Genomic DNA, 20,454 nt, shown 5'->3' on the forward strand with positions numbered 1-20,454 from the left:
AAACTTCACAAGGACCGCAGGTAATGATGAGATTGGCTTTATTGTTCTGGGCGCTTGCCGTTGTCGCGGCGGGCTTTTCAATGGCTTCAGCACAGGCGCTCCCAGCCGGCGCATCCCAACCTGCTGCGCCAGCTAAAACCCCCACCGCCATTCCAACTGGACGGGTGGTGGTTGTCAACACGCTGGTGTTCGGCGATAGAATCGACGAATTCCGACGGCAGGCGCAAAAGCTGGAAGAAAAGTTCAAACCGCGCACGACTGAGTTGGAAAACCTCAAAAAGCGCCTCGAAGAGCTTAGTCAAAAAGTGCAGGATGAAAAGCTTTCCGTCGAGGTTCGGCGGCAGGCGCAAGAGCAAGGGCTGGCGCTCGAAAAGGAATACAAACGCAAGGACGAAGACCTGCGCGCGGACATTGATCGCGAGCAGCAAATAGTGCTCAACCCCCTGCGTGAAAAAGTCTTTAAGTTTATGGAAAGCTATGCAGCGGCGCGAGGCATTATTATGATCATTGACCTTGGCGTGCTCGCCGCTAACAACAATCTGGGTATGCTGCCCTACGTGGATAATGCGGTGGACATTACAGAAGACTTCATCAAGGAATACAACCGCGCCAACCCTGTAGCTCCGGCTCCGGCGGCCAACGCAAAGCCTTGACCGTGCTGCATGATGAAACTGGGCGATTTAGCCGCCGCACTAGGGATTCCATGTCTTGGCGATCCAGAGATTTGCATCATAGGCGTCGCCGAGTTTGAAACGGCGACGCCTGCTCATCTCACGCTGGCAATGGGGTCACGGCGTGAGCGGTTAGCTGCGTCGCAAGCGGCGGCGTTTATCGTTGCGGCGGACACAGTGACAGACGCTGACCGCGCGCGCTACAACCTGCTGCCCTCCTCCCACCCCAAAGTCACGTTCGCGCGAGCGATTGAACTCCTACACGTTCCACCACGCCGGCCGGAAGGAATCGCCCCGGAAGCCTACCTTGCGCCGGACGTTGTCATCGGCGCTGAACCAAGCATCGGCCCACGTGTCGTCATTGGGCGCGGCGCACGGCTCGGCGCGCGTGTCACGATTCATCCGGGCGTCGTCATCGGACGTGACGTAACCATTGGCGACGACACAACAATTTTTCCGAACGTAACGATTTACGATGGCGTCCGCATCGGCGCGCGCTGCATTCTACACGCCGGGGCTGTCATTGGGGCGGATGGGTTCGGCTACGCCCGCGACGCTGACGGCAGGCACGTCAAAATCCCGCAGGTTGGCATCGTTGTGATTGAAGACGATGTGGAAATTGGCGCCAACTCAACGATTGACCGCGCAACGCTAGGTGAAACGCGCATCGGACGTGGGACGAAGATTGACAACCTTGTACACATTGCGCACAACTGCACGATTGGCGAGGAAAGTTTGTTAGCTGCACTTGTCGGGCTTTCGGGCGGCGTCAAGGTTGGGCGGCGCGTCACTATGGCGGGACAGGTTGGCGCTAACCCGCAGGTTGAAGTCGGCGATGGGGCGACGATTGCTGGCAAGACCGGCATTACAAAGTCGGTGGCAGGGGGAGAAACGTACGCCGGGATGCCGATTATGACGCTGCGCGAATGGAAGCGTGAACGGATTTACGCCGCCCGACTGCCCTACCGTTTGCCGGACATTGAGGCTCGACTAGCAGCGGTTGAGATGCGTCTGGACACCATCCTGCCGGCGGCGGCTCGTCAACCGGCGGAAAGCGAAGAGTAGCTTATGGAAACCGTCATGAACGTCGCCCAGATTCAAACGTTTCTCCCACACCGCTACCCCTTTCTGCTGGTGGATCGCATTATTGCATTGACGCCCGGTGAGCGTATTGTCGGCCTCAAAAATGTCACTATCAATGAGCCGTTTTTCCAAGGGCACTTCCCCGGCATGCCTGTGATGCCCGGCGTGCTGCAAATTGAGGCTATGGCGCAGACCGGTGGATTGCTCCTGCTGAATCAGATCGCCGAACCAGAGAAAAAGCTGTTGCTCTTTGCTGGCATTGACGACGTAAAGTTTCGGCGGCCGGTTGTGCCCGGCGATACGCTCCACATTGCGATGACGCTGCTGCGGTTCAAAGGCAAAATCGCTCGCCTGCGCGGAGACATCAAGGTTGAAGGACAAACGGTTTCTGAGGCAACCATCACCTCCGTACTGGTTGACCGGGACAGTTTGATGACCGGTTAAAGCAGTTTCCGCGTCGGTGGAGCGCTCTCCAGTGTGAACCGCGTCATTACTCCACGGTGTGGAAGCTGCTCAAAGTGGGGGAACAACACACAGCGCCCATCAAACCTGCCTGTGCGCCTGCCTGTGATATGGTTGTGTCCCGCAGGCGAACGCCGCCGCCCGCGCCCGCAGACCACGCGCAACCCTTGGAGGTATGCCCATGATGTCCACGCCGTTGACTGCTATCCCGCCCCGCTTGATGACCTTTGAAGAGTTTTTAGACTACGGCGAACCCGGCGTGCGCTATGAACTCGTCGAAGGTGTCCCCGTCGAGATGCCCCAACCGAACAAAGCCCACCAACTCATCGTGTTGGCCTTGGCGGCCTACCTGACGCGCGCCATCAGCGAGAAGGGGCTGCCGTACGTGGTGACGCTGCTGGGGGTGCAGATTGACGAGTATATGGCGCTGATTCCGGACTTGGTGGTGTGTCGGCGGGAGGATGCGGCGCTGGGGGCGGATGAGGAGGAAGCCGGGGTGCTGCGGGTAGGTGTGCCGGTGGTGTTGGTGGTGGAGGTGGCGAGTGAGAACTGGCGGGACGACTACGGGAAGAAGCGGGCGGCGTACGCGCAGCGGGGTGTGGCGGCGTATGTGGTGGTGGACCGGCGGCGGCGGTGCATGGTGGTGTACGGGCAACCGGATGTAGCGGCGGGGCAGTACTTGGAGGAAAAAACCTATCAAGAGGGCGAGGTCGTGGTGCTGGAGGCGCTGGGCGGGTGTGAGTTGCCGGTGCGGGAGGTGTTGGCGGGGGTGTTTGCGGAGGATTTGCAGCGGGCGGAGTTGGAGCGGTTGTTGGCGGAGCAGGCGGCGAAGTTGGCGTTGGAGGCGCGGTTGAAGGAAGCAGAGGTGCGGTTGAAGGAAGCTGAAGCCCGCGCCGAAGCCGAACGGCAGGCCAAGCTCGAAGCTGAAGTCCGCGCTGAAGCCGAACGGCAAGCCAAGCTCGAAGCTGAAGCCCGCGCCGAAGCCGAACGTGCAGCACGGGAAGCTGAGCGGCAGGCCAAGGAAGCCGCCTTGCAGGAACTCGAACGCCTCAAAGCCAAACTCCGCGACTTGAACCCCACCGAGTAGAGCCAGTGTCCACTGTTCTGTCGTGCAGGCTCTTGGGGAGTGGCGGAACGCCGCCAAATGTGGGCTGATTCACTACAGTGTTTCGGAAAGCGCACCAACGCAACGCCTGTACGTGAAGGGCACTGCTACTCCCAATTAGGAGCATCATTAGGAGCATCCCGCGTCCCTCACTCGGCGCGAGTAATGGCGGCGACCAAGCGCCCGACCGCACCGCGCCCGCGCTCCCGCCGGTACGAAAAAAACAAATCCGTTCGTGCCATCGTGCACCACCCCGAAGCGTACACCCGTTCGGGACGAACGCCCGCCCGTACCAACTGCCGCAGGTTTGCTTTCGGAATGTCCAAGTGGAACTTTTGAGCGCCCGCCGGTCGGTGGAACCAATCGGCGGCCTCCGTTGGAAACGCCGCGTGAAACGCCTCAACCACCTCTCCCCCAACTTCGTAATGTGCTACGCTTGCCGCCGGCCCTAGCGCCGCTATCAAATCTTCAGGGCGCACGCCGAACTCGGCTTCCAACCGCGCCACCGTCCGTTCAACCACCCGCGCCAGTGTCCCGCGCCAGCCGGCATGCACCGCCGCAAAAGCGCCTGTTCGGGGGCATCCCAGCAGCACCGCCTGACAATCCGCCGTGTACACAGCCGCCCACCGTGCTGAGTCGCGTCCCACCCAAGCGTCACCAACGCGCGGCTTGGGCTCGTTTTCCTTCACCTCATCTAGTACGTGAACGGCGTCGCCGTGCACCTGCCGGAGCGTGTGCAGCCGATCTTCACTTTCTCCAAGAACGCTCAAAAACCGCCGCCGATTTTCCGTCACGTTTTCCGGTGTGTCGCCCGCAAAGTAGCCAAGATTGAGCGCATTGGATGGGAGAGGGCTCACGCCACCCAACCGCGTGCTAAAGCCGTGCCGAAAACCGGCCGCTTCCAACGGCAAGCACACCAACACGGCGACTTCCCCGCGCCGTCGAAAGGTAAACACCCCGCTACTCATTTCACGCCAACGGCAGATGTCCCAACAGCCGCTTCCCTTTCCCAACCTGTACGGCGCGCGCCATCGTTTCACGGACGTATGCTTTGGCCTGCGCAACGGCGTCCACAACCGGCAGCCCCCCACCAAGCAAGGTCGCCAGCGCCGCCGACAGCGTACAGCCCGTGCCATGGGTCTCTATCACAATGCGCGTACCGGAAAAGTGATGAACTTCGTCGCCGTCAAACAGTACGTCCGTCGCGTCGCCGGACAGATGCCCGCCCTTGACCAGCACGTACTGTGCACCCATCGCATGCAGTTGTCGCGCCGCCCGCACCATGTCGTTCACCGTCTCTACCGGAAATCCAACAAGTTCGGCCGCTTCCGGCAGGTTGGGCGTTACAACCGTCGCCAACGGCAACAGTTTGGCTTTCAGCGTCGCAATGGCGTCCAGCTCTAGCAGCAAATGCCCGCTGCTCGCCACCAGTACTGGATCTACCACCAACGGTGCGCGCCAGTTTGCTTCCAACCAATCGGCGACGGCGGCGACAATCGCGCCCGTCCCCAGCATGCCGGTCTTGGCGGCGGCGATGGTCAAGTCTTCGTGGAGCGCGTCCAGTTGCGCCGTCACGACTTCGGGCGGCAGCGGATGAAAACTCTTGACACCGACCGTATTCTGCGCCGTCGTCGCCGTCAGGACGCCGACCCCGTGCGCGCCATAGGCGGCGACGGTCTTCAAATCAGCGAGCAACCCGGCGCCGCCTGCCGGATCAAGCCCTGCAATCGAGAGAATGACGTTCGGCATGGCTACGGCAGCGCGTCCAGAATGGCGTCCACCTTGTCGGGTGTCAGGTTTTCGTGAAAATCAAAGTTGATCTGCATTGCCGGGGCCGCCGAACACGCGCCGATGCACTCCACTTCGCTCAACCGAAACCGGCCGTCCGGCGTTTTCTGCCCTGGCTTAATGCCCAGTCGCTTCTCAAGGTGTTCGCGGATGTGCGGCGCTCCGCACAGGTAGCAGCTAATCGTCCGGCAAAGCTGAATGTGGTATCGCCCAATCGGCTCGGTGAAGAGCATCGAGTAGAACGTCAACGTCTCGTAAACGTCGTTCATATTCAGCCCCAGCTTCTTGGCGATGAAACGCATGCCGTCTTCCGGGATGTAGTTGCAGGCGTTCTGCACCAAGTGAAACAACGGCAAAATCGCCGACCGCTTCTGCGGATAGCGGGCGATAATCGCGTCCGCCCGACGTTCAAAATCAGGCGTGAGGACTTCGGCGAAGGTCGGTGGCTGGTTCATCGGTCAATCTCGCCCAGTACGATGTCAAGGCTGCCGATAATGGCGACGACATCCGCCAACAACGCGCCCTGACAAAGTTTCGGAATGGCTTGCAGGTTGACGAATGACGGCCCTCGGACGTGACACCGGAACGGCCGTTCCGTGCCGTCGCTGATGATGTAAAAGCCCAGCTCGCCCTTCGAGCCTTCAATCGCGTGGTAGGCTTCACCGGGCGGGACAGTGAAGCCGTAGGCCGCCAGCAGGAAGTGATGGATCAGCGCATCCATCTGATGCTTCATCTCCTCGCGATCGGGTAGGACGATCTTGGGCGAGTCAACTTTGATGGGGCCCGGCTTGAGGCGGTCAAGCGCCTGCCGACAGATTTTCACACTCTCTTCCATCTCACGCATCCGGACGAGATAGCGGGCGTATACGTCGCCGTCGCGCTCAACCGGAATGTCAAAATCATACGTCTCGTAGCCGCAGTACGGCTCAGCCCGCCGAACATCGTGGGCAACGCCCGAACCACGCAAGGTCGGCCCTGTCACCCCCAACGCAATCGCATCTTCGCCGGACAAAACGCCGACGCCGCGCGTCCGCTTCTGGAAAATCGGGTTATTCGTCAGCAGCTTGTGGTACTCCTTAAGCGCCGCCGGAAACTCATCTAGAAACTCACGGACAAGCCGGTTGAAGTTCGGCGGTACGTCGTAGGGCAGCCCGCCAACGCGAAAATAGCTCACCGTCATGCGCCCGCCGCAGACAGCCTCGTAAATGTTGAGGATTTTCTCGCGCTCCCGAAAGCAGTAGAAAAACATTGACATCGCGCCCAAGTCGAGCGCATGCGTTCCCAGCCAAACTAAATGCGACGCAATGCGTTGCAGTTCGGTCAGCAGCACTCGCAGCGTCTGCGCGCGCGGCGGAATGTCGTTGGTGATGCCCAGCAGTTTCTCCACCGTCATCACATACCCAAGGTTGTTGCCCATTGGGTTGAGGTAGTCCATCCGGTCGGTGATAACGATGTTTTGCTGGTACTTCTTCGTTTCCATCTGCTTCTCCATCCCGGTGTGGAGATAGCCGATGTCGGGCTTGGCGCTAACGACGGTTTCGCCGTCGAGAATAAGTTCGAGCCGCAGCACGCCGTGCGTCGAAGGGTGCTGCGGCCCCATGCTGACGGTGATGGCGTTGTCGAGCGCCGACTGCTCGCGCAGCATCTCGCGAATCTTCTGCTGCGGGGCGTAATCCAGCTCGATGACGTTCGAGTAACGCAGCGATGACATAGCAGGCTAGCTCCAGATGGGTGACGCGCCACACCGACGACGCCTTAGTAGCCCTGGAGCGGAAAATCCTTTCGGAGGGGATGGCCTTCCAAATCGTCGGGGGTCAGAATCTTGCGCAGGTCGGGATGATTTTTGAAGCGAATGCCCATCAGATCAAAGGTTTCACGTTCGTGAAACTCGGCCGTCGGATAAACGCCGACCAGGGTTGGAACCTCACAGTCGTTTTCCGGGACGCGCACCTTCAACCGCAGGCGATAGCCATGTGGAATCGAAAACAGGTGATAAACCACCTCAAAGCGCGGGTCGGCCTCCAGCCCGCGATCGACGCCGCACAAATCCGACAGCAAGTTGAACAATAGCTTCGGCTCGTCGCGCAGGTAGCGCGCCACATCCACAATCGCGGCGCGTGCGACATAGACCGTCACCTCCCCATTGTGGACGATGACCTGCTCGATGGCGTCCTGAAAGCGCCGCCGCAACTGCGTCAGCGTATCCGCCGCGCCCTTGATCAAAGCCAACTCATCGGGAGAAACGGCAGGCGTCGCTCCGGCGTCGCTCATGCGGCGGCTCCTTCAGGCAGCAGGTTGCGGTCACGCCGATCCGTCAGGCGTTCGGTCATGATTTTTTCCTGCAACTTCATCACCGCGTAAATGAGCGTCTCCGGTCGCGGTGGGCAGCCCGGCACATAGACATCTACTGGCACAACTTGGTGAACGCCCTGCACAATAGCGTAGTTGTTGAAAATGCCGCCGGCCGTGGCGCAGGCCCCCATCGAAATCACCCACTTAGGGTCGGGCATCTGATCATAGATGCGGCGCAGCACCGGGGCCATTTTCCGCGAGACGCGCCCCGCCACAATCATCACGTCCGCCTGCCGGGGACTGGCGCGAAACACCTCCGAGCCGAAACGCGCCATGTCGTTGCGAGCCGAAGTCGCATTCATCATCTCAATGGCGCAGCAGGCTAAACCAAAGGTCGCCGGCCAGAGCGACGACTTCCGCGACCAGTTGATGAGGTCTTCCAAACGCGCGGTAAGAATCTCCGGCAGCGCCGCGCCAAGCGTAGTTTCGAGGCCCATTGTGGTTCTCCTTTGCGCGACCGAGCGTCACTTGCTCCAGTCGAAAACGCCTTTCTTCCAAACGTAGATGTAGCCGACAAAAAGCGCCGCCACAAAAAGCATCATTTCGGCGTAAACAAACAACTTATTGCCCAACTCTTCCGCCAGCGCCTTGTACACCACCGCCCACGGAATCAATACAATCGCTTCAATGTCGAACAAAATAAACAGCAGGCAGACCAAATAAAACTTGACCGAGAAACGTTCACGGGCGCTGCCAACCGGATCATTGCCGCACTCATAGGGCATTAGCTTTTCGCGGGTTTGAATTTTCGGTCCCAGCAGCCGCGACGTGTTGAGAATCAGCGTGGCGACCAACGACGCTAGTCCGAAAACCATCAACAACGGGATGTAGTTTTGCAAGTCGTTTGACATGCGCCGGTTCTCCGTTCAGTCAAGCGGCGCGCTTTTGTGTCGCCGCGTACGTAAGCGCACGTACGTAAGCGATGGTAGAAAGGTGATTTCGTCCGGTCAAGCAAGGCGGGCGTGGTTGCATCCTCCCCTGCTGGTCGGTTAGCGTCCTTGTGTACACAGCCCCCGTCTTGTTGCCAGCGGCGGCGGCCTGACGCCCGCCAGCGTCCGTTTTGTTTACTAGCCTGTTCTGAGGATGCGCCCTTATGATTACGCGCTACGGCAAATGGGATGGTCTCGACCTTGACCACTTCGACCTTGAAAAACTGCTTGAAAAGCTTTCCGACTTCTTCCTGCAAAGCGGCTTCTCGTACGGCGGCTGGTCGCGGCGCATCCAAGAACCCGATCAATCGCTCGAAGCATTGCGTGAAGCGATTCGTGAACTGCTCCGTTCGAGCGACCTGCTTGCCGCAGCCGAACGGCGGGCGCTCCAAGACGAGTCCGGCGGATGGGATGAAAAGAAACTCGACGAACTGGTGGACGCGCTCATTCAGCGGCTACTTGAACAAGGCTACCTTCGCGCCAAACCGGATGAACGCAGGTCGAACGCGCCGCGCTTGGGACAAGGACGCATTGAGGAGGACGCCGGCGCACGGGTCAAGTTTGAGTTGACCGAGAAGGGAACGGATTTTCTGGGCTACAAGGCGCTGAGTGAACTGCTGGGCGCACTGGGCAAGGGCTACGCCGGTCGGCATGACACCCACCACCTTTCAACTGGTGTTGAGGCGTTCCAGTCGAGCAAGCCCTATGAGTTCGGCGACACCCTTAACTTGGATGTCAACGCCACGCTGCTTTCCGCCATCCGGCGCAACGGCTTGGGCGTCCCGCTCAATGTTGAGTACAGCGACCTGATGGTGCACCAGTCCGAGTACGCGAGTTCGTGCGCTACGGTGCTGATGCTCGATTGCAGCCACAGCATGATTTTGTACGGCGAAGACCGCTTCACGCCGGCCAAGCGGGTGGCGCTGGCGCTGACGCATCTCATCCGCACGCAGTATCCCGGCGATACGCTCAAGTTGGTGCTGTTTCACGATTCAGCCGAAGAAGTGCCTATTGCCAAACTGGCGCAACTGACCGTCGGCCCTTACCACACGAATACGGCGGAGGGGCTGAAGCTGGCCCGACGCATTTTGCTCGCCCAACGGGTGGACATGCGGCAAATCATCATGATCACAGACGGCAAGCCGTCGGCGCTCACCATGGAAGACGGGCGAATCTACAAAAACTCGATGGGTCTCGACCCGATGATCATGGAGGCAACCTACAAAGAAGTCGCGAAATGTCGCCGGAGCAACATCGCCATCAACACGTTCATGCTGGCCGATGACCCCTACCTTGTGAACTTCATCAAACAGGTGACGCACATCGCGCAGGGCAAAGCCTACTTCACGACTGTGATGACGCTTGGGCAGTACGTGATGATGGATTTTCTGCGCCGCAAGCGGAAGAAGGTTCGTTGAGAGCGTCTTTTGATAGTCCTTGGCGCTTTTTGACAAGCACATTGGTGGTTATGGAAGGTATTCGCCGTGGTAAGCGTGACACTTGATGAGCTTCAGAGCGGCCCGTTGAAATACCTGCGCCAAGTTGAGGAGGGTGAAACGCTTATCATTATCAAGTCGGATGAGCCAATCGCCGAACTGCGGCCTGTAGCCCACCGTACGCCCCTGCGACCATTTGGCTTGTGCGCGGGCGAGTTCACCGTCCCCGATGATTTTGACGCGCCTCTGCCGGATGATGTACTCGATGCCTTTGAGGAACGATGAAGCTTCTGCTGGATACACCAATCTTTTTATGGTTCATCAGCGGCGCGCCCGACTATCGGCTGAGGTCCGAGATGCCATTCACGAAGCGAGCATCTCGCACAGAGACGTCGGGACACACACCGCCGGGGAAAGTACGATGCGGATCAAAGTCGTCCTTGAAGCCAGTGACGAGGGTGGGTACACCGTTTATGTTCCAACCCTACCTGGCTGCATCAGTGAAGGGGAAACGGTGGAAGAGGCTCTGAACAACATCCGGGAAGCCATCGAACTCTACTTCGAACCGGTGGAAGACGATCTGGTGGCGATGAGACAGCGCTGGTCCATGAAATCGAGCTGTGAACAAGTTGCCCAGCCTTCCCTACCATCAAACAAATTATTCACGCCTTGCAAAGGGATGGCTGGATGTAGTTCGACAGCGCGGCAGTCACATTCGGCTGCAGAAGCGCGTCGGAAGTGAGGCGCTCAAAACCACCGTGCCGGCGCATCGTCCGGTCAAGCGATCCACGCCGGCGCAGATTTTGAAGCAGGCGCAGTTAGGTGTGGATGAGTTTTTGAAGTTGCTCTGAAGTCGGTGAAACGCCGGGCGACATTTTTGAGTTTGCTGGGCGTTCCAACGCGGAACATCGTACTCGTAAAAGACTGGAGTGACTACCTGACCAATGTTGCTTTTCGTGCGCTCGCGTTGGCTGGGACGCAGCCTTCTAATCTTGGTCTTGGCGACGGCGGCGCTTGGTTGCGCCGGGACGTTCGCCTATCAGCGACCGCTGACGGTCGTCCACTGGTACGACGGGTGGCGGCTGTGGTGGGCCGGCGTCGCGGCGCGCGAAGTCGTGATTGACGGCGTACGCATCCACTACAAGGAAGGCGGCGCGGGCGAACCGCTGGTGCTCATCCATGGTCTCGGCGGTAGTTCGGACGCCGACTGGGGACAGGTCATCGCGCCCCTGTCCAAGCGATTTCACGTTTACGCCCTTGACCTGCCTGGCTTTGGGCGCTCGGACAAGCCGGCCGACGCGAGCTACGCCGTTCGGTCGCAGGCGGCGACGGTGGTGAAATTTCTCGACGCCGTAGGCATTCGGCAGGCGCATCTATGTGGGCTTTCGATGGGCGGCTGGATTGCGGCCTACACAGCCGCCGAGTATCCCGACCGCGTCGCGCGGCTGGTGCTGGTGGACAGCGCCGGGGTTCGGTTCGAGCCGGCTCCGGAGCGCGCCATGCTTGATCCGGGAACGACGCCCGAAGACTTCACGAACTTTCTCCGGCTGTTGTTCTACAACCCGCCGCAGTTCCCCGCCCCGCTGGTACGGGATTTTCAGGCGCAGGCGCGGCGTCAGGCATGGGTCATTGACCGGGCGCTGGCGGCGATGCTGACCGGCGACGACGCGCTGGAGCCGCGTCTGGGCAAGATTCGCGCGCCGACGCTCATCATCTGGGGCAAGCAGGACGCCCTACTGCCGCTCCATTCGGGCGAGATCATCAGGCAGGGATTGCCGACGGCCAATTTTACAGTCGTGGATCGCTGTGGTCACATGCCGCCAATTGAGCGGCCCGACGCCTTCTTACGCGAAACCGAACGATTCCTGCGAGCTACGCCGCCGCCGCACAACGAATATACGCTGCTTCCTTAGGCCCCGATGCCGATTCACCCAACCGCCATCATCAGTCCCCAAGCACAGCTAGGCGAAAATGTTTCGATTGGCCCCTACGCCGTCATCGGCGCGGATGTCACGCTGGAAGACAACGTAACGGTCGGTGCACACTGCGTCATCGAAGGCCCAACGCGCATCGGACGCGGTACGCGGCTGTTCCCTTTCGTCTCGGTCGGTCAGGATCCGCAGGATTTGAAGTATGCTGGAGAACGCACTGAACTCATCATCGGCGAGCGCAACGTCATCCGCGAGTTCGCCACGCTGCACCGGGGGACGGGCGGCGGCGGCGGCGTAACGCGCGTCGGCAACGACAACTTGCTCATGGCGCAGTGTCACGTCGCCCACGATTGTACCGTAGGCAACCACATCATCATGGCGAACGGGGCGTCGCTGGCCGGGCATGTCGAGGTTCACGACCATGCGACGCTGGGGGCTTACGTGGGCGTCCATCAGTTTTGCCGCGTTGGGACTTATGCCTTCATCGGCGCGTATTCGGTTGTCGTCAAGGACGCGCTGCCTTACGCGCGCAGTGTCGGCAATCACGCGAAATGTTACGGCCCGAACAGCATTGGTCTGCGTCGCGCCGGTTTTTCAAGCGAGGAGTTGCGCGCCATCGAGCAGGCTTTTCGCCTACTGCTGAATTCAAAGCTCAATACTTCGCAAGCGGTCGCAGCGATTACGGAAAAGCTCGGTGATCACCCGCGCATTCGTGTTCTGCTCGACTTTATCGCCACGTCGCAGCGCGGCGTCATCAAGTGAGCCGCGTTAAATCAGTTCGGATCAAACCGCAAGCGACACGGTAGGGCGCGTGACAGCTAGTCGAAACGTGGACTAGCTCGCTACACAAACAAAAAACCGCCCAACCAGGTAGCCGCCTATCGTGCAGCTGTCCACGCTTGTCAAACGCAAACGAATCGAAGGACCGCCCCAAGCAGACAACCGATCTAACCCACGGGTGTTAGCCCAACACGCCGCGAGAGGTCAGATGAAAACAGCCCCTGCGGATCAACCGCCTGCTTGATCCGCCGCCACTCCGCGAGACGGGGATACATTGCTTCCAAGTAGCGTGGCTTCAGACGCGCATCCTTGCCAAGATAGATTCGCCCGCCGGCCTGTACGACGAGTTCGTCCAAATCATCGAGTACGGCTGGCGGATGCGCGCCGGTCATCGGAATGTCCAGCGCCAAGGTATAACCGGGCATCGGAAACGACAGCAGCCCATCCTGCGGCCCGAACCGCTTGAGCACCGCCAGAAAGGAGGCGATTTTCGCCCGCCCCAACACTTCCAAAATCTTCACGAGCGTTGTCCGACTGGTTTCAAGCGGCAGTACAGGCTGGTACTGAATAAAACCGCGCCGTCCATAGACGCGGTTCCATTCGAGAACGGCGTCGAGCGGGTAAAAGTACGAGTCAAAGTCCACCACCACGCCCGATTTGAACCTCGGATGCTTGTGGTAAAACACCGTGTTGAATGCTTTGACCGTCAGCGGATTGATGACCCCGTTGGGGAATGAAAACGGCACGGCGATTTCACGCTTGCGCGGAAGAGCCAGCGGACGGCTGCGTAATCCCGCTGGGAGGTCCTCGACTGTCAGGTGATCGCCGCGCATCAGTACGCTGCGTCCCAAATGCTTCCCCCTCGCCAAACAGTCAATCCAGCACACGGCATAGCGGTACCGGTGATCTTCAGCCTCACAGCGTTCCAGCGTTTCGTCCAGATCGCGTGTTCGCACGTAGTCCACACCGATGTACGCCGTCTCAATCCGGCGCAGTTTCAACGCCACCGTTAGGACGAAGCCGGTCAGGCCCATGCCGCCCGCCGTCGCCCAAAACAAATCCGCATGTTCCGTCTTGGAACAACGCCGGACGCTGCCGTCCGCCGTTAGCAACTCGAACCACTCAACGTGATTGGAGAAGGAAGCGTCGCAGTGGTGATTCTTGCCATGGATGTCGCAGGCCAACGCGCCGCCCAAGCTTACGTACTTCGTGCCAGGCGTCACCGGCAAAAACCAGCCACGTGGAGCGAACACGTCCAGAATGTCCTTGAGACGCACGCCGGCCTCGGCGACAAGGACGCCCGTGGACTCGTCAAACGCTAGCAGCCGATCAAGGCGGATTTGTTCAACCACGCCGCCGCCGGTATTGAGCGCCGCATCGCCGTAGCTCCGACCGTAGCCACGCCCAATCAGGGTCATGTAGGGCGACTCACCAACCAACGCGGCCAGATCAGCCTGCCGCGCCGGACGCAGCACCTCTGTGGCGGCGACCGGAAAGCGTCCCCAACTGGCGAGTTGGACGGAGCGACTACGGAGGCTCATGCGGCGTCCAGTGGGCCGAACAACTGATCCAGCAATTGTCCTAGCTCGGCAATGTCAAACGGCTTGGGCAACTTGGCGGTGAAGCCGTAGGCGCGATGGTTGGCCATGACCCTGTCATCGTGATAACCGCTGCACACAATCGCAGTCACGTTCGGATCAAGCTCCCGCAGCCGCTCCAAGGTTTCTTTCCCGCCCAATCCGCCGGCGACCCGCAAATCGAGAATCACGCCCAGAAACGACTGTCCGGCGTCGCGGGCGGCGCAGTAACGCTCAATAGCTTCTTCACCGTGCCGACATGTCACCACGCCGTAGCCGAACGTTTCCAGCGCCGTGCCGAACATGTCGCGCATCAACTCGTCGTCGTCCATCACCAATAAACGCCGCCGGAGCAGCCCGGCGGCGACTTCTCGAGTCAACACGACGGACTCCACCGTGGCCTCGGTCGTTTTCTTAGCTGGCAGGTACACATCAAAGCGTGTCCCGACGCCGACCGTCGAAGTCACCCGAATCTGTCCGCCGTGCTTGGCGATGATGGAGTAGCCGACGGCCAAGCCCAGCCCGTGGCCGCCGGATTTAGTAGTGAAGTACGGGTCAAAAATCCGCGACAGGTGCTCCGGCGCGATGCCGCAGCCGGTGTCTGTGACGCTGATGCAGACGTAGTCGCCTGGCGACAAACCGGGAACCTCATGTTCAGCCAACGTACAGTTCTGAAGCCGGACATGTACTCGTCCTCCCATCGGCATGGCGTCGGCCGCATTCACAGCCAAGTTCTGGAACACCTGCATCAACTGTCCCTTATCGCCCCGCGTCAACCACAGCGCCGGCGCTGACTCAAAAACAACCTCCACCCCGCGCGCATCGAGAATGTCCTGCATTGGCGCAACGACAAAAGTCTCCGGCGACACCGTTTCCAAAACCGGGTCGCCGCCCTTGGCGAATGTTAGAAGCTGTTTGGCGAGGAGTTTGGCGCGTTCCGTCGCGCGTTCAATCGCTTCGAGGCGGCGCTGATTTTCCGCGCTCAGCGACGGATCACGTTTGATAAGCCCCAAATTGCCGGTCAGGACGGCCAGCAGATTGTTGAAGTCGTGCGCAATGCCGCCCGCAAGCGTCCCTAGAGATTCAAGTTTGTTTTTCCGTAGTCGCTCTTCCTCCAGCAAGCGGTACGCTTCCTCACGAGCGGTACGCAGACGGTGGAGTTCGGTGATGTCGGAAGCGAAGCCGGTCCAGAGTGCTCCACCGTCCGGTAAGACCTTGGGGAAGGCGATGACCTGAAACCACCGCTCTTCGCCCGTTATGACGTGGCGAAAAGGAAACTCGCACTCCCACGGGCTGCCGGTCTCGGCTGCGGCGGCGAAGGTGTCCCGCACCCTGCGCCGATACTCATATGGCACTTGCCGCCAGAAAAGGGCTTCATCGGCGGCGATGGTTGCAGCGGACAACCCAAACAAGGCTTCCGCCTTACCACTCATGTAGGTGAAACGCCCCTTGCCGGTGGCGTCGTACCGGTACTGGTAAATCACGCCCGGCGCAACCGCCAGGACATCACGCAAACGCTGTCCGACTTGTTCCGAGTTATTTTGGAGGTAGGTAACGCGTTCCGGGACAAGTAGAACATAGCGCCGAGCGTCAGCTTCAATCAGAAACATCCACACTGCCGCTTCGCCAATGCCGCCATCCGGCAGTTTTGCCAGGATGGTCGTTGAGACTTGTCCACTTCGAGCCAGTTCCGTGTAGAGCCGCTCGCGGTCTGCTCCAAAAGGCAAAAATGATAACTGTTTGGTCTCCTGCCCGACCAACTCATCAGCAGTGTACTCGGATTCAGCCAGGAAAGCCTCGTTGACCGCCGTCACCCGGCGAGTCTCATAGTCAATCATCATCATCGGTAGGTTGAGCCGCTGAAAAACAGCCGCCCAAACCTCCGGTGAGACTGAACTCAAAGGCGAACCCATAAAACTCCCTCGCTTTCGGTGGACGACACGCTGCTATTCAGGCGCGCTGCGATGTTTCGGCTCACGAGGTTTGAGCAAAACCACACCAAACGTATCCCAGTCGCCGAACACTCGCGCGACTTCATACCGGCGAGCCACCCAGCTCATGATGCGCCGACCGTAGTTTGGGTCTTCGCCAAACCACCCCACGCCGTATTCGCTCATATCACGACGGGTAATCGCAATGAAATCCGGCGGGCGGCGCTCCAGTTCTGCGACAACGGCGGACTCACCGCCGCCAGCCGCCAAGTAGTAGGGATCAAAAGCTAGAAATGACGTAGGGTTCTCACGGCGCAGCCAATAGTTCAATGCAATGCCTTCCGGCATGACGAGCAACGTCGTTTGCGGCGGCAGCGTCGTCGCCAGTTCCGTGACAGCTTCCGCTAGTGTCACGCCGACCGGCCCCCATCGCTCGCCGTAGGTCAACAGATGGTCGCCGGGCAAACCAACCGGCTGCGTCTTCTTTTCGTGAAAGTGAAATGTGAGTTGCAGGTGCACCGCCAAGCAAGCGACGAGAAAACCGGCGGCGACGCCGCGCACGAGCAAACCCGTCCCGATATGACGCTGTTGGAGCAGCCGTGGTAAGCCGAACAGGGTTAGCACGGCCAGAAGTAAAAACGCCGGCATCGTCAAGACAAAGCCGTAGTGATGGAGTTGCACGGCAAGCCCCAACCGACCGAGCAGGGCCAACGCAAAGAGATTCCACATCAGGAGCGGCAGCCATTGCCGCCGGGTGAGATGGTTGTCTTCCTCCACCACCACAGCGTAGCCCAACCCGACCGCCGTCAGTGTCAGCAGTACGGGGAAGGGTTCGGCGAACCACGCCCACGGGCCGAAATGGTGTGCCAACCAACCGGTCAGCAGGCTCGCGCCCACCGCCGCCGCCGGACGCTGGCGATGCGGCAGCCAATGTTCCGCAGCTAGAACCACCAACAGCGTCGCCCCAACCACACCACAGCCGGTCGCCATCTGGATCAGATGACGTTCCCAAGCGTCAAGGCCGAAGACATAGCGATAGAAAGCCTGCTGGGTTGGGTTCGCCGTCAAGACAGTGACAAGGTTGCCCAGCACGCCACGTAGAGCGACGCCAAACGGCATGCAACAGGCAAGGTAAAGGATAAAGCTCACTGGCGGCAGCACCGTACCGCCTACGAACCACACAAACAACGACCGCGCGGTTGCGCGTTGGACACCCAACCGCGTCAAACCAACGCCCCACCCCACCAAGAGCGCCAAGCCGGTCGCCAGCGCAATTTCCAGCTTAGTCAGCAATACGCCGCCGAAGAGCAAGCCGCTAAAGCCGATCAACCAGCGAACGCGCTTGGGTGCTTCAGCCGAAAGCGCCCAAGCGGAGGCGGCGCACTGCAAAGCGCCAATGGCCAGCAAAACGCCGCGAATTGCTTCGTGACGATACGGCGCAATGTAGTTGTAGGTTCCTATCAAGCCATACTGACCAAAAGCGAACAAGCCGAGCAACAACGACCCGGCGACCAGTCCGGCCGCGGGCGACACGCAGCGCGCAAAGTATGCCCGGATGAGTTCCGTCAGAAGCGCCAGCAGCGTCAGATTGAGCCAGATAAGCGTTGTGAAGGACACGCCGAACAGCGCAAAAGCCAGCGCGTTGCCATACTGCGCCAGCGGCCCGCCCAACCAGCCCATATCACGGTACAGATGCTTCCCCTGTGTGATTTGCCATGGGACATACAACTCACAGCCAAAGTCAATCAGCGGGTCGCCCCACTTACGCCAAGTCGCCGCCGCCAGAATACCGAGTAGCAGCAACAGCAGCCCGCGATGCCACCACACCTGATGGGACCGAGCGGACGGCGTACCGAGTGTATTCGACTTGTCCGTCATCGCGTCAGCAGCAGTCAAAATGCAGGAAGCTCCGGGTAGGCCGCCAAGTCGCGTTTGAGCGTTGGGGCGTCAGTGAAATGTAAGGCGTGCAAACCGAGTTCACGGGCGGCGGCGGCGTTGGTTTCTACGTCGTCAATGAACAAGGCTTCTTCCGGCCGCACCCTAAGCTGCGTCAGAGCGTAGCGGTAGATTTCCGGCTCCGGCTTGATAAAACCGATGTCACTGGAAAACACGGCGGCGTCTGCTGCAGGCAGCCATGGACATAGGCTGTTTAGTCGTCGCCGTAGGCTGCGCTGCATATTGGAGAGAACACCGACTTTGAAGCCCGCGCCCCGCACCCGCTCCGCCCAGTCCACAAGCAGACGGTTTGGATGCGACCAGCCGCGCGCGTCAAGGTCGGCCAACTCCTGCGCGACTTCCGGCGCAACCGTCCGACCGCAAAAACCCGCCACCGCTTGCCAGTAGGCGATGTCGTCGAGCGTGCCACGGTCATATTCGCCGCGAAATTGCATATAAGCTTGCGCGTACGCATCGTAGCCGACGCCGAGACGTTTCACGATGGCGTCCACCACCTCAGCCGGTTGCGGCAGGCACAGCACCTTGCCGTAGTCAAAAATCACCGCTTTCAACGACACGCCGGCGGCTCCCGAAAGAAATACGGTCGGCGGGGGACAACGGGTGAGGCGTCAAGCCGCGCCAATGTCAGGTTGGGGTTGTAGTAGGGATCGTCATCAAGCGCTGCGCCCCACCGCGCCCGCATGTACTCGCATTCGCGTTGAAAGGTCAAACGTCGTTCAGGCCGGTGGTCCGAACCGCGCGATGCTGACTCCACGTGATACAGTTCCACCCAAGGCGTGAACAACACGCGGTAGCCTCGTTCACGGACGCGCAGGCACAAGTCCACATCATTGAAAGCGACGGCTAGGTTGTCGGCGTCGAGGCCACCGACCAGTTCAAACACCTCCCGCCGAATCGCCAGACAAGCGCCGGTCACGGCCGACACCTCACGCGCAACTTCATTCCATACGAGTTGCACGTTTGACGGAACGCTTCGCGCCGACCGCGCGGCGCGTTGGTGGACGTGACCGGCGACGCCGCGAATCCCCAGAACAACCCCTGCGTGCTGAATCGTGTCGTCTGGGTACAGCAGTTTCGCGCCGACGACGCCCACATCGGGACGAACAACTTGCCGCACCAACTCCGTCAGCCAGTCGGCATGGATGACCTGCACATCGTTGTTGAGCAAAACAAAAACATCGCCTGTCGCATGACGCGCCGCGAGGTTGTTGATAGCGGAAAAGTTAAACGGCGCGTCATGTGCAATAACGCGCACGCGGGGATCGCGCCGCAACTGTTCAAACAGGGCTAGCGCCGCTGCTTCTCGGCTTCCATTGTCAACCAAGACGACTTCAAGATTGGCGTAGTCCGTCCCCTCCAAAACGCCCTGCAATGCGGTCTGCGTCAATGCGGCATGGTCGCGGGTTCCCATCAAGATGCTGACGCGCGGCAACGGCTTCGGCAGCGGGTAGCGTATGCGGTGACGCCCAAAGCTGTTTGTGATGACTTCAGCGCCGGGTTCGGTGCGGTCAAGGTGTTCGACGAGCGCACGGTGCGCGGCGGCGACAGCATAGGGCTTGGCTTCGACGCCGCCGGCGGTTGAGCCGGCCGTGATGCGCCAGTGATAGAGCACATGTGGGACGTGCCGAATACGCGCCGGTTCGGTTCGCTCAATAATACGCAAACACAAATCATAGTCCTGCGCGCCGTCGAAGCCTAAGCGAAAACCGCCGACGGCGCGCACCTTCGCTGTCCGGTAGGCCGTGAGGTGCGCAAGGTAGTGGCAACCACGTAGGAACTCCGGACTCCACTGCGGTTTGAAGTGGGGCGCAAAACGGCGTCCGCGCGCGTCGAGCTGGTCCTCGTCCGTGTACAGCACGTCCGTTTCAGGGTGCGCGTTGAGTTCGACGGCAAGGCACGCCAGCGCCTGTTCCGCCAGCTCGTCGTCATGGTCAAGGAAGGTTACAAAGTCTCCTGTAGCCAGTTCGAGCGCGCTGTTGGAAGCCGCCGCAATGCCGCCGCGCGTCGGGCGGTACACCACTCCGATGCGCTCATCCGCCTGCGTCGCCTCAGTCAAACAACGGCGCACATCGGCGCGGGTTGAAGCATCGTCAGCGATACACAGTTGCCAGTATGGATAAAGCTGCCGTTTGACCGAGGTTAGCGCTGCACGTAACCAGCGTACGTCCGGGTCGCAAACCGGCATGATGATGGAGAACACTGGCCGGTAGGCGAGTTGTGCAATCCGTTCTTGGACGCGCTGGCGGTCGGCATCTGTTAGGCGATCATATCGCGCCGTCCACTCCGTGTACGGACAACGCGGCGGCGTCCGATGTGCTTCCTCGGCGATGCGGGTTTGTACGTGACGCCAGACGCCAGCTGCCCCCTCGGTGCGCCAGAGCCTGTGCGCCGTCTGAAGCGCCTGCCGAAGCTGATGCGGATGACGGCGGTAGTAGTCAAGGATTCCCTTCACC

21 protein-coding genes and 1 pseudogene are annotated in these 20,454 nt (G+C 60.1%); 10 read left to right on the forward strand and 12 right to left on the reverse strand.

The window, feature by feature from the left end; genetic code table 11:
• Window positions 1–26 precede the first annotated feature (26 nt).
• The 4 genes from NZ585_02725 (at window position 27) to NZ585_02740 (ending at window position 3,303) form a co-directional block, all read left to right on the forward strand.
• A complete protein-coding gene (locus tag NZ585_02725; protein ID MCS7078950.1) occupies window positions 27–653 on the forward strand; it encodes an OmpH family outer membrane protein in 627 nt (208 codons plus the stop codon).
• A 9-nt stretch (window positions 654–662) separates the two neighbouring features.
• A complete protein-coding gene (lpxD, locus tag NZ585_02730) occupies window positions 663–1,736 on the forward strand; it encodes a UDP-3-O-(3-hydroxymyristoyl)glucosamine N-acyltransferase (GenBank protein ID MCS7078951.1) in 1,074 nt (357 codons plus the stop codon).
• A gap of 3 nt (window positions 1,737–1,739) precedes the next feature.
• Window positions 1,740–2,198 (forward strand): 3-hydroxyacyl-ACP dehydratase FabZ, encoded by a 459-nt coding sequence (gene fabZ / locus NZ585_02735; protein ID MCS7078952.1) that lies wholly within the window; start codon window positions 1,740–1,742, stop codon window positions 2,196–2,198.
• Window positions 2,199–2,400: 202 nt separating this feature from the next.
• The gene (locus tag NZ585_02740; GenBank protein ID MCS7078953.1) at window positions 2,401–3,303 is read left to right on the forward strand and encodes a Uma2 family endonuclease; all 903 of its coding nucleotides are present in this window, start codon (window positions 2,401–2,403) and stop codon (window positions 3,301–3,303) included.
• 167 nt (window positions 3,304–3,470) lie between these two features.
• Here NZ585_02740 and pgeF read toward each other — a convergent pair whose 3' ends face one another.
• The 7 genes from pgeF to NZ585_02775 are packed head-to-tail and all read right to left on the reverse strand — an operon-like array spanning window position 3,471 to window position 8,312.
• On the reverse strand, window positions 3,471–4,277 hold the full coding sequence (pgeF, locus tag NZ585_02745; protein MCS7078954.1) for a peptidoglycan editing factor PgeF: 807 nt from the start codon (window positions 4,275–4,277) through the stop codon (window positions 3,471–3,473).
• Window positions 4,278–4,290: 13 nt separating this feature from the next.
• Window positions 4,291–5,070: a bifunctional hydroxymethylpyrimidine kinase/phosphomethylpyrimidine kinase gene (thiD, locus tag NZ585_02750; GenBank protein ID MCS7078955.1), complete on the reverse strand. Its 780-nt coding sequence runs from the start codon at window positions 5,068–5,070 to the stop codon at window positions 4,291–4,293.
• Between the two features lie 2 nt (window positions 5,071–5,072).
• Window positions 5,073–5,564, reverse strand: coding sequence for an NADH-quinone oxidoreductase subunit NuoE (gene nuoE / locus NZ585_02755; protein MCS7078956.1), 492 nt, complete (start codon window positions 5,562–5,564; stop codon window positions 5,073–5,075).
• Entirely contained in the window at window positions 5,561–6,820 is a 1,260-nt protein-coding gene (gene nuoD, locus NZ585_02760; GenBank protein ID MCS7078957.1) for an NADH dehydrogenase (quinone) subunit D, read from the reverse strand. Before nuoD ends, nuoE begins: the two co-directional genes overlap by 4 nt.
• 44 nt (window positions 6,821–6,864) lie before the next feature.
• A complete protein-coding gene (locus NZ585_02765; GenBank protein MCS7078958.1) occupies window positions 6,865–7,380 on the reverse strand; it encodes an NADH-quinone oxidoreductase subunit C in 516 nt (171 codons plus the stop codon).
• Window positions 7,377–7,898: an NADH-quinone oxidoreductase subunit B gene (locus NZ585_02770; GenBank protein MCS7078959.1), complete on the reverse strand. Its 522-nt coding sequence runs from the start codon at window positions 7,896–7,898 to the stop codon at window positions 7,377–7,379. The genes NZ585_02765 and NZ585_02770 overlap by 4 nt, the downstream gene beginning before the upstream one ends.
• Before the next feature lie 27 nt (window positions 7,899–7,925).
• On the reverse strand, window positions 7,926–8,312 hold the full coding sequence (locus tag NZ585_02775; protein ID MCS7078960.1) for an NADH-quinone oxidoreductase subunit A: 387 nt from the start codon (window positions 8,310–8,312) through the stop codon (window positions 7,926–7,928).
• Window positions 8,313–8,554: 242 nt separating this feature from the next.
• Here NZ585_02775 and NZ585_02780 point away from each other — a divergent pair, with 242 nt between their 5' ends.
• From NZ585_02780 to lpxA, 6 genes and pseudogenes are all read left to right on the forward strand, one after another.
• Window positions 8,555–9,808, forward strand: a complete 1,254-nt coding sequence (locus NZ585_02780; GenBank protein ID MCS7078961.1) for a VWA domain-containing protein — start codon at window positions 8,555–8,557, stop codon at window positions 9,806–9,808.
• A 66-nt stretch (window positions 9,809–9,874) separates the two neighbouring features.
• Window positions 9,875–10,111 (forward strand): type II toxin-antitoxin system Phd/YefM family antitoxin, encoded by a 237-nt coding sequence (locus NZ585_02785; protein ID MCS7078962.1) that lies wholly within the window; start codon window positions 9,875–9,877, stop codon window positions 10,109–10,111.
• 136 nt (window positions 10,112–10,247) lie between these two features.
• Window positions 10,248–10,409, forward strand: a pseudogene (locus NZ585_02790) (type II toxin-antitoxin system HicB family antitoxin).
• 37 nt (window positions 10,410–10,446) lie between these two features.
• Entirely contained in the window at window positions 10,447–10,677 is a 231-nt protein-coding gene (locus tag NZ585_02795) for a type II toxin-antitoxin system HicA family toxin (GenBank protein MCS7078963.1), read from the forward strand.
• 93 nt (window positions 10,678–10,770) lie between these two features.
• Entirely contained in the window at window positions 10,771–11,739 is a 969-nt protein-coding gene (locus NZ585_02800; GenBank protein ID MCS7078964.1) for an alpha/beta fold hydrolase, read from the forward strand.
• Between the two features lie 6 nt (window positions 11,740–11,745).
• A complete protein-coding gene (gene lpxA, locus NZ585_02805; protein MCS7078965.1) occupies window positions 11,746–12,519 on the forward strand; it encodes an acyl-ACP--UDP-N-acetylglucosamine O-acyltransferase in 774 nt (257 codons plus the stop codon).
• Between the two features lie 185 nt (window positions 12,520–12,704).
• On the opposite strand, the gene NZ585_02810 is transcribed toward lpxA, so the two are convergent.
• Genes NZ585_02810 through NZ585_02830 form a run of 5 tightly spaced genes read right to left on the reverse strand, consistent with a single transcriptional unit; the run spans window position 12,705 to window position 20,453 of the window.
• Window positions 12,705–14,078: an FAD-binding oxidoreductase gene (locus tag NZ585_02810; protein MCS7078966.1), complete on the reverse strand. Its 1,374-nt coding sequence runs from the start codon at window positions 14,076–14,078 to the stop codon at window positions 12,705–12,707.
• Window positions 14,075–16,027 (reverse strand): ATP-binding protein, encoded by a 1,953-nt coding sequence (locus tag NZ585_02815; protein ID MCS7078967.1) that lies wholly within the window; start codon window positions 16,025–16,027, stop codon window positions 14,075–14,077. The genes NZ585_02810 and NZ585_02815 overlap by 4 nt, the downstream gene beginning before the upstream one ends.
• Window positions 16,028–16,060: 33 nt before the next feature.
• Window positions 16,061–17,923, reverse strand: coding sequence for a glycosyltransferase family 39 protein (locus NZ585_02820; GenBank protein ID MCS7078968.1), 1,863 nt, complete (start codon window positions 17,921–17,923; stop codon window positions 16,061–16,063).
• Between the two features lie 14 nt (window positions 17,924–17,937).
• Window positions 17,938–18,558 (reverse strand): HAD family phosphatase, encoded by a 621-nt coding sequence (locus tag NZ585_02825; protein ID MCS7078969.1) that lies wholly within the window; start codon window positions 18,556–18,558, stop codon window positions 17,938–17,940.
• Window positions 18,549–20,453 (reverse strand): glycosyltransferase family 2 protein, encoded by a 1,905-nt coding sequence (locus NZ585_02830; GenBank protein ID MCS7078970.1) that lies wholly within the window; start codon window positions 20,451–20,453, stop codon window positions 18,549–18,551. Before NZ585_02830 ends, NZ585_02825 begins: the two co-directional genes overlap by 10 nt.
• Window position 20,454: the final 1 nt, after the last annotated feature.

The sequence above is a fragment of the Chloracidobacterium sp. genome, from assembly GCA_025057975.1.
Lineage (GTDB): Bacteria > Acidobacteriota > Blastocatellia > Chloracidobacteriales > Chloracidobacteriaceae > Chloracidobacterium.